Origin of the sequence: Streptomyces turgidiscabies Car8 (genome assembly GCF_000331005.1) — a bacterium.
GTDB lineage: Bacteria > Actinomycetota > Actinomycetes > Streptomycetales > Streptomycetaceae > Streptomyces > Streptomyces turgidiscabies.
This window is the reverse complement of the sequence record NZ_AEJB01000009.1, coordinates 1-7,205: the sequence shown is the minus strand read 5'-3', so window position 1 is coordinate 7,205 and position 7,205 is coordinate 1. Positions and strand designations below refer to the sequence as shown.

Here is a 7,205-nt window from a genome sequence, read left to right as displayed (position 1 = left end):
GGCGGGGCACCCCGGTCTGCCCGGGGTGCACCTCATGAAAGATCCGCGCCGATCCGCACGCCCGGGTCGAGACCGGGGTGACGGTTGTCGGAGCGCAGCCTTCAGTACTGCTCGGTCTCGACGAATCCACCATCCGCGTCGTTGTCCGCGCCGAAGGCGTCGACAGCTGCGGTCGGGTTGAATCCGGGAGGGCTGTCCTTCAGTGCCAGGCCCATGTCGGCCAGCTTCGCCTTGACCTCATCGATGGACTTCGCACCGAAGTTGCGGATGTCCAGCAGGTCGGCCTCGGAGCGGGCGACGAGTTCGCCCACGGAGTGGACGCCCTCACGCTTCAGGCAGTTGTACGAGCGGACGGTGAGGTCGAGCTCCTCGATCGGCAGCACCAGATCGGCGGCGAGGGCGGCGTCCGTCGGGGACGGGCCCATGTCGATGCCCTCGGCGTCGATGTTGAGCTCACGGGCAAGCCCGAACAGCTCGACCAGCGTCTTACCGGCCGACGCCATGGCGTCACGGGGACGCATGGCCTGCTTGGTCTCGATGTCGACGATCAGCTTGTCGAAGTCGGTGCGCTGCTCGACACGCGTGGCCTCGACCTTGTACGTGACCTTGAGAACCGGCGAGTAGATCGAGTCGACCGGGATGCGCCCGATCTCCTGGCCGATCTGCTTGTTCTGGACCGCGGAGACGTAGCCGCGACCGCGCTCGACGGTCAGCTCCATCTCCAGCTTGCCCTTGCCGTTGAGCGTGGCGAGGACGAGGTCGGGGTTGTGCACCTCGACACCGGCCGGCGGCGCGATGTCGGCGGCGGTGACGAGACCCGGGCCCTGCTTGCGCAGGTACATCACGACCGGCTCGTCCTGCTCCGAGGAGACGACGAGCTGCTTGATGTTGAGGATCAGGTCGGTGACGTCCTCCTTGACGCCCGGCACGGTGGTGAACTCGTGCAGAACGCCGTCGACGCGGATGGACGTGACCGCCGCACCCGGGATCGAGGAGAGGAGCGTACGGCGCAGAGAGTTGCCGAGGGTGTAGCCGAAGCCCGGCTCCAGGGGCTCGATGACGAACCGGGAGCGGAACTCGTCGACTACTTCTTCGGTCAGGGACGGACGCTGAGCAATCAGCACGGGGTGTTGCCTCCAGTGATTTGGCGCCCGTTATGTGACGCCGTAGACACTAATGAAGGGTACGGGCGGTTCGGGCGATACGGTCTCCGTAAACCCGAACGGCCAGTCTCCCAACTAAACGAGAGCCTACGGGCTTCTCTTCCCTCCGCCGCGCACGAGGCGTTCCGGGCCCTGACCGAACAGCAGTCCGGGTACGGCTGACGGCGACGAAATCCCTTCCCGCCCCTTGATCGCCACAGCCCGGACCGCGAGCCGCCGCACGCCAGAAACCGATCGGTTTCTGGCGCGTCGATATCGGTTAACCTCCCTGTATGACCACCGAAGTGAAGGCAAGCACGAGGGAACGACTGCTGGAGGCGGCGGCCGCACTCACCTACTCGGAGGGCGTCAGCATCGGCGTCGAGGCCCTGTGCAAGGCGGCGGGTGTGTCGAAACGCTCCTTGTACCAGTTGTTCGAGAGCAAGGACGAACTGCTGGCGACGAGCCTGCGGGAGCGCGCCTCCGCCTTCAAGGCGACCCTCCTGCCCGCGGCGGACGCCGGCCGCTCTCCCCGGGAGCGGATCCTGCACGTGTTCGAGCGGATGGAGTCACAGGCGGGTGCACCGGAATTCCACGGCTGCCGTTACCTGGCTGTCCAGATCGAACTGAAGGACCAGAGTCACCCCGCGAGCCAGGTGGCCCACCGGATCAAGTCCGACCTGACAGCCTTCTTCCGCTCCGAGGCCGAACAGGGCGGGGCGAACGACCCCGACCTGCTGGCCCGGCAGCTCAGCCTGGTCTTCGACGGAGCCAGCGGCCGCGCGGGAATCGGAGCCGACGAACTCTCCGGACTCATCACCCCCACCGTGACCACTTTGCTCGACACGGCAGGCGTGAGCTGACTTCGAATCCTTTCGAACGGACTCGTCGAGCAGACCCCACGACCGATGTGACTGACCGCGTTCGCGCGTACACCGACAAATGCATGCAAACAGCGGGAGAGGTACGCAGAGGTATCTCGTAGCCGTCACGCCCCGGATGCATCTGCGCAGGAGCGTCACACAGGCTGCACATACTTTATCGAAAGGGTCGCTACCTTTGCTCACGGCTCGCTCACCCGTGCGAAAGTGAACACAGGAAGACCGTAGATGGACTACTGCTCCACGTGTCGTCGGCATCTCAACGGCGCCCTTGTGTGTCCCGGATGCGGCGCGTACGCCCCGGACATCGCTCCTCTCGCCGACGGAACGCCCGCACCGTCTTCCGTAGCGGCCTCACCAGCCGTGCAAGACCCTGGCCACCTGTGGAGCGAGGTGGATTCCGTCGCCGAGGATCTCGGCCAGGTGCCGCAGGAGCGCCCGTACGACGGCCCGGACGCTCCCTCCCCCACCCCTACGGGTCGGGCGGCACGGCGCCGGCAACGGGAGCGCTGGAAGAAGACACAGCGCAGGGCCCTGGTCGCCACCGCGGTCGCGCTCGTCGGCGGAGGCATGACCGTCGCCTCGGTGAACCGCCAGGCCCCGGACCGGACCCAGGCGGCGTCCGCGCCGGACCGGGAGGTGATGGGGGCAGCCGAGGAGCAGGTCACGGACCCCACTCCGGTTTCCTCGACGCCGACCGACTCGTATCGGGCGAGGCACGCCTCCTCCCCCGCCGCCGACCGGTTCGCCACGACCGGCACGCCGCGCGAACAGGCCGCCGCCGCGCCCCAGGCCAGGCCGAAGACACAGACACAGACACGGACGGTTCAGCAGAAAAACGTCACGAGTCCCCTCACGGCGGTGAACTCGGACGTGTCAGCGGTGGCCTCCACCGTGTCCGACACCACGGACACGGCAGCAGGGACGGCGTCCACTCCCGCACCCGCAGCCACCGACAACACCAGCACCAGCACCAGCACCAGCACGTCGGGCACAGACACGGCCACGGACACATCGTCGGCGACGCCCTCGCCGTCCGATCCCCCGGCTTCCTCTTCTTCGTCCGCGTCGTCGCCAACGGGGATCTGTCTGCTCGGGCTGGTGTGCATCACCTGATCCCGTGGGTGAGCTGTTCAGTCGCGTGGTGAGGGCTGGATCCCGAGAACGGGCAGACAGTCCTCAACAGCGACGAGTTCGATGTCGTCGCGCCGTTTTTCGATCCACTGCTCGCGAGTCAGCCTCCAGCGGTTCATCTCCACCGGCTCGCCGCGCCTGGTGTCCCAGGTGACGCCGTTCGGCAGATACCCCACCACTGCGGAGACACGGTTCGAGGCATGGTTGTCGGCGAACGCGTCACTGTTCGCCTCACGAGAGCCCCCAGCCCGGCGAAAGCCAGACGCAGCACCACCTGCCGCATCTCCTTTCCCAGCCCGCCGCCCCGGACGTCGGGGCTGAGCCAGGAGAATGTGGAGACCGTTCCGAACGTGGCGAAGTCGGAGCCGATCAGGTCCTGCACACCTCTCGGCTCACCGTCGACGACCACCACGAAGTAGAGGCGCCAGAAGCCGGCGCTGACCCGGCCGCGGCCGGCCCACACCCCTCGCGGCCAGGCCCACTCGCGCTCCGGCCCCTCCTTGTAGAGAGACATCGGATCGTCGAAGGGCCAGGGAGCCTCGGTGCCCCCCTGCCCACTGTCGGAATCAGACGTTCCAGAAGTTGCTCCGTCGCCCCCAGCAGGGACAGCCGGGGCGTGTGCACCCGCACGTTCAACGGGGTATACGCGGACGGGGGCCGGGCGTTCGTCGACACGGGCGCCGCCCTAGTGGCGAACCGCCATGGAGTACATCGCGATTTCAGCCGACGGCTACCTCCCGATAGACATCACCACGTACAGTCCCCCGAGAACCGCGGCTACAAGAACGACCGCCATGGCCAGCACCGCACAGCCAAGCGCTCCCACGCTCCCGGCGATCATTCCCCAGCCGAACCGCGTTGCCCGCTGGGCCCGTTGGACCGCCTCGTCATGGTCACTGTCGTCGTACCAGCCACGATCAGCCATGATCACCCCCCTCTTGGACCCTACAGGCCACCCGAGGGGCCGGGTACGGGGCGGTGAGCGGAAACGGCGGAAGTCGGCCTCCGGGGCCGTCCCCCGAGGCCGACTTCTCCGCGTACGTCAGCTGATGCGGTGCACTCGCTGGGTGGTCAGCTCGTAGCGGGCGCCGACGATGGACAGAGCGCCCGAGTCCACCTTGGCGGCGAGGTCGGGCTCCGCTGCGAGCCGCGCCCGGATGAGCCGTATGTTGGCGTCGATCGTCGCGTCGACGCGCGCGTCGCCCTCCTTGCCGCGATCGATGGCCGGGGTGATCTGGTCGGCGAGGTACTGGATGTGGGCGGGCAGCCGCTCGCCCGACTGGTCCGCCTGGACCGTGGCCTTCACCGCCCCGCACGACTGGTGGCCGAGCACCATGAGCAGGGGGATCCCCAGTTCGAGCACGCCGTACGCGAGGGAGCCGAGCACGGCCTCGTCGAGGACCTGGCCCCCGCTGCGTATGGTCATGAGATCGCCGAGGCCCTGGTCGAAGACCATCTCCGGAGGTACCCGGGAGTCGATGCAGCCGAGCACCAGTGCGAAGGGGTGCTGACTGGTCGTCAGCGCCTGCCGGACGGTGGGGGACTCGTCGGGATGCTGCTGCCGGAAGGTGCGCCAGCGACGGTTGCCCTCGGACAGCTCCCGCAGGGCCTCCTCGGCAGTCGTGGGCCGCTTTCGCGGAGCGGGGGTGAAGGGCGAGGCGACCGCGGGTTCGACGCCGACGGCCAGGCCGGTGCCGAGGACCGCGGTTCCGGTGAGCGCGGCACGCAGAAGAGAGCGCCGAGCGGGGGGTGTCGCGCCGGAGACCGGGGCGACGGATGCCGTCCGCTGCGGGTGGACGGCAGTGTGGGGTGCTGCTTGAGAGTTCACGGAAGGGAACGTATGTCCGACCGGGCGCACCCCCGTACGGGTTGCTGAATCATGATCAAACACTGAACCATTCTTGACGGCTTCGGGAGAATTCATTGGCCAGAACTCGAATCCGGTTCGCGTACGAGGAGGTGCTCGGCGCCCCGCCACCCGAGGGGGTCGCAGCAACTCCCTTACCGGCGGCAGCAGTTGTCGCCGCCGCCGCTTACGTGGCCGTCATGGCAGGCGTTTCAGCCGATGCGTGTTCCGGCGCCGCCGACCCGGACGCGTGGGTCGCCCGCGCGCAGCGTCACCGTGAGTTCGCCGGGGCGGCCGAGGTCCTCGCCCTGGTGCAGGGTGAGGACGGTGTCCTCGGGGACCAGGCCGAGCTCACGGGCGTACGCGCCGAACGCGGCGGCTGCCGCGCCGGTCGCCGGGTCCTCCACCACGCCGCCGACGGGGAACGGGTCACGGACGTGGAAGACGGTGGCCGACTCCCGCCACACCAACTGGATCGTGGTCAGGTCCAAGCGCTGCATCAGGGCGTCGAGGCGCTCGAAGTCGTAGGCGAGATCCGCGAGGCGGGCGCGTGTCGCCGCCGCGAGAACGAGGTGGCGGGCGCCGGCGAAGGCGATACGGGGCGGGAAGGCCGGGTCGAGATCGAGGGCCGGCCAGTCGAGCGCGGCCAGGGCCTCCGTGAGGTCGGGGTCGGTGATCTCCTCGATCCGTGGCTCGACGCTGGTGAGTGTGGCGCGGAGGGTCCCGCCCTCCTCGGCCACCACCACCGGCACGATTCCGGCGCGCGTCGCGAACACCAGCTCTCCGGGGCCCTGTCGCTCGGCGAGTGCGACGGCGGTCGCGACGGTCGCGTGTCCGCAGAACGGCACCTCGGCCCGGGGACTGAAGTAGCGGATGCCGTACGCCTTGCTGTCCTTACTGCCGAGGCTCTCCGGCGGCGCGGTCAGGAACGCGGTCTCCGAGTATCCGAGGTCTGCGGCGATGGCCAGCATGTCGCTGTCGTCCATGCCGGTGGCGTCCAGGACAACGCCTGCGGGGTTTCCGCCGGCGGGTGAGGTGGAGAAGGCGGTGTAGCGCAGCACCTCGGGCCTCGGTGTGTTGGTCGTCATGCTTGCCGCAACACGGGGCGGGGCCGCTGCTGTTCCCGGGCACCGGTCGCCGCGACGGACCACCTCCGGGCTCCGACGGCCGACGGCGCGGGTCGTCGCGACGCTTCCGCGTCGGATCACGCGTCGAAGGCGACTTCGAGCTCGCGTTTCAGCCGGTACAGCCCGCGTCGTGCGTGGCTCTTGACGGTGCCCAGCGGCCAGCCCGTGCGCTCGGCGATCTGGCTCTGGCTGAGGTCCTCGTAGAAGGCGAGCCGCAGCACCCGCTGCTGCGCCGAGGCCAGCTTGGCGATCTCGGCGCGCACCACCATCCGGTCGAGGGCCCCCTCCAGCCGGTCGTCCACCGGATCGGCGAGCGCCGGCCACCTGTCCGCCGTGGCGAGCGGCCGGCAGCGGCGGGTGCGGGCGGCCATCGCGTCGGCGATCCGGTGCCTGGCGATGCCCACGATCCACCCGGCGAGCGGCCCGCGTTCCGGCCGGTAGCCCCGCCGACCGCGCCACACGGCGAGGAAGACCTGCTGGGTGACGTCCTCGGCCTCCTTCGCGTCCCCCAGGGAGCGCCAGGCCAGGGTGTGCACCAGCGCCGACCAGCGCCGGTACACGGCCGCCAGGCACGCTTCTTCGCCCGCGACGAGGCCCCGGACCAACTCCTCGTCGTCCGGCGACACGGCGGGCGCGTCGGCCGGAGCGGTGCACTCGGACATGTTCATGACGGGCTCCTCGTGCGGGACCTGATTGGCCGCCGCGATCCGGCGTACGGCGGTTCCGTCATCGTCCGAGGCCCAGGCAGAGGGGAGCAACTCGCATCGATTGTGCGTCGTATGGGTGGCGGGGGTCGTACAGTCGGCCCATGGACGGCACTTCGGGTGACGGGGCGGTGGCCCGGATCGAGCCGGCACCCCAGGGCGTCACGACCGGTCTCACCACCGGCGCGCTGGCCCGCCGGCTGGGGGTGTCGCCCACCACGCTGCGTTCCTGGGACCAGCGCTACGGCATCGGGCCCGCCATCCGCCCCGACGGCCGCCACCGCCGATGGGCCCCGCCGGATGTGGCCGTGCTGGAGGCGATGTGCCGGCTCACGTCCGCCGGTGTGCCGCCCGCCGAGGCGGCCCGCGCC

The 7,205-nt window shown here is 69.5% G+C and carries 8 protein-coding genes; 3 read left to right on the top strand and 5 right to left on the bottom strand.

Features of this window, described 5'->3' with window-relative positions; genetic code table 11:
• Positions 1-101: 101 nt before the first annotated feature.
• Positions 102-1,124, bottom strand: a complete 1,023-nt coding sequence (locus STRTUCAR8_RS00535) for a DNA-directed RNA polymerase subunit alpha (RefSeq protein ID WP_006373391.1) — start codon at positions 1,122-1,124, stop codon at positions 102-104.
• A gap of 311 nt (positions 1,125-1,435) precedes the next feature.
• Between STRTUCAR8_RS00535 and STRTUCAR8_RS00530 the strand changes: the two genes are divergently transcribed.
• Both STRTUCAR8_RS00530 and STRTUCAR8_RS00525 read left to right on the top strand, forming a co-directional pair.
• Positions 1,436-2,005 carry a TetR/AcrR family transcriptional regulator gene (locus STRTUCAR8_RS00530; protein ID WP_006373385.1) on the top strand — a complete coding sequence of 190 codons (570 nt, stop codon included), beginning with the start codon at positions 1,436-1,438 and terminating at the stop codon, positions 2,003-2,005.
• Between the two features lie 246 nt (positions 2,006-2,251).
• Complete coding sequence (locus STRTUCAR8_RS00525; RefSeq protein ID WP_006373388.1) at positions 2,252-3,139, top strand: SCO2400 family protein; 888 nt, start codon at positions 2,252-2,254, stop codon at positions 3,137-3,139.
• 17 nt (positions 3,140-3,156) lie between these two features.
• On the opposite strand, the gene STRTUCAR8_RS53125 is transcribed toward STRTUCAR8_RS00525, so the two are convergent.
• From STRTUCAR8_RS53125 to STRTUCAR8_RS00500, 4 genes are all read right to left on the bottom strand, one after another.
• Positions 3,157-3,336, bottom strand: coding sequence for a hypothetical protein (locus tag STRTUCAR8_RS53125; protein WP_199791658.1), 180 nt, complete (start codon positions 3,334-3,336; stop codon positions 3,157-3,159).
• An 863-nt stretch (positions 3,337-4,199) separates the two neighbouring features.
• Positions 4,200-4,985: a carbonic anhydrase gene (locus STRTUCAR8_RS00510; RefSeq protein WP_006373386.1), complete on the bottom strand. Its 786-nt coding sequence runs from the start codon at positions 4,983-4,985 to the stop codon at positions 4,200-4,202.
• Between the two features lie 230 nt (positions 4,986-5,215).
• A complete protein-coding gene (locus tag STRTUCAR8_RS00505) occupies positions 5,216-6,091 on the bottom strand; it encodes a PhzF family phenazine biosynthesis protein (RefSeq protein ID WP_006373389.1) in 876 nt (291 codons plus the stop codon).
• Positions 6,092-6,207: 116 nt separating this feature from the next.
• Positions 6,208-6,798 (bottom strand): sigma-70 family RNA polymerase sigma factor, encoded by a 591-nt coding sequence (locus tag STRTUCAR8_RS00500; protein ID WP_078507066.1) that lies wholly within the window; start codon positions 6,796-6,798, stop codon positions 6,208-6,210.
• Between the two features lie 140 nt (positions 6,799-6,938).
• Here STRTUCAR8_RS00500 and STRTUCAR8_RS00495 point away from each other — a divergent pair.
• On the top strand, positions 6,939-7,205 hold a 267-nt coding region (locus STRTUCAR8_RS00495; protein ID WP_044471394.1), incomplete at its 3' end, for a MerR family transcriptional regulator.

Excerpts from the sequence above, each read along its gene's own strand:
- STRTUCAR8_RS00505 (WP_006373389.1), bottom strand. The coding sequence starts at position 6,091 with ATGACGACCAACACACCGAGGCCCGAGGTGCTGCGCTACACCGCCTTC.
- STRTUCAR8_RS00500 (WP_078507066.1), bottom strand. The coding sequence starts at position 6,798 with ATGAACATGTCCGAGTGCACCGCTCCGGCCGACGCGCCCGCCGTGTCG.
- STRTUCAR8_RS00530 (WP_006373385.1), top strand. The coding sequence starts at position 1,436 with ATGACCACCGAAGTGAAGGCAAGCACGAGGGAACGACTGCTGGAGGCG.
- STRTUCAR8_RS00525 (WP_006373388.1), top strand. The coding sequence starts at position 2,252 with ATGGACTACTGCTCCACGTGTCGTCGGCATCTCAACGGCGCCCTTGTG.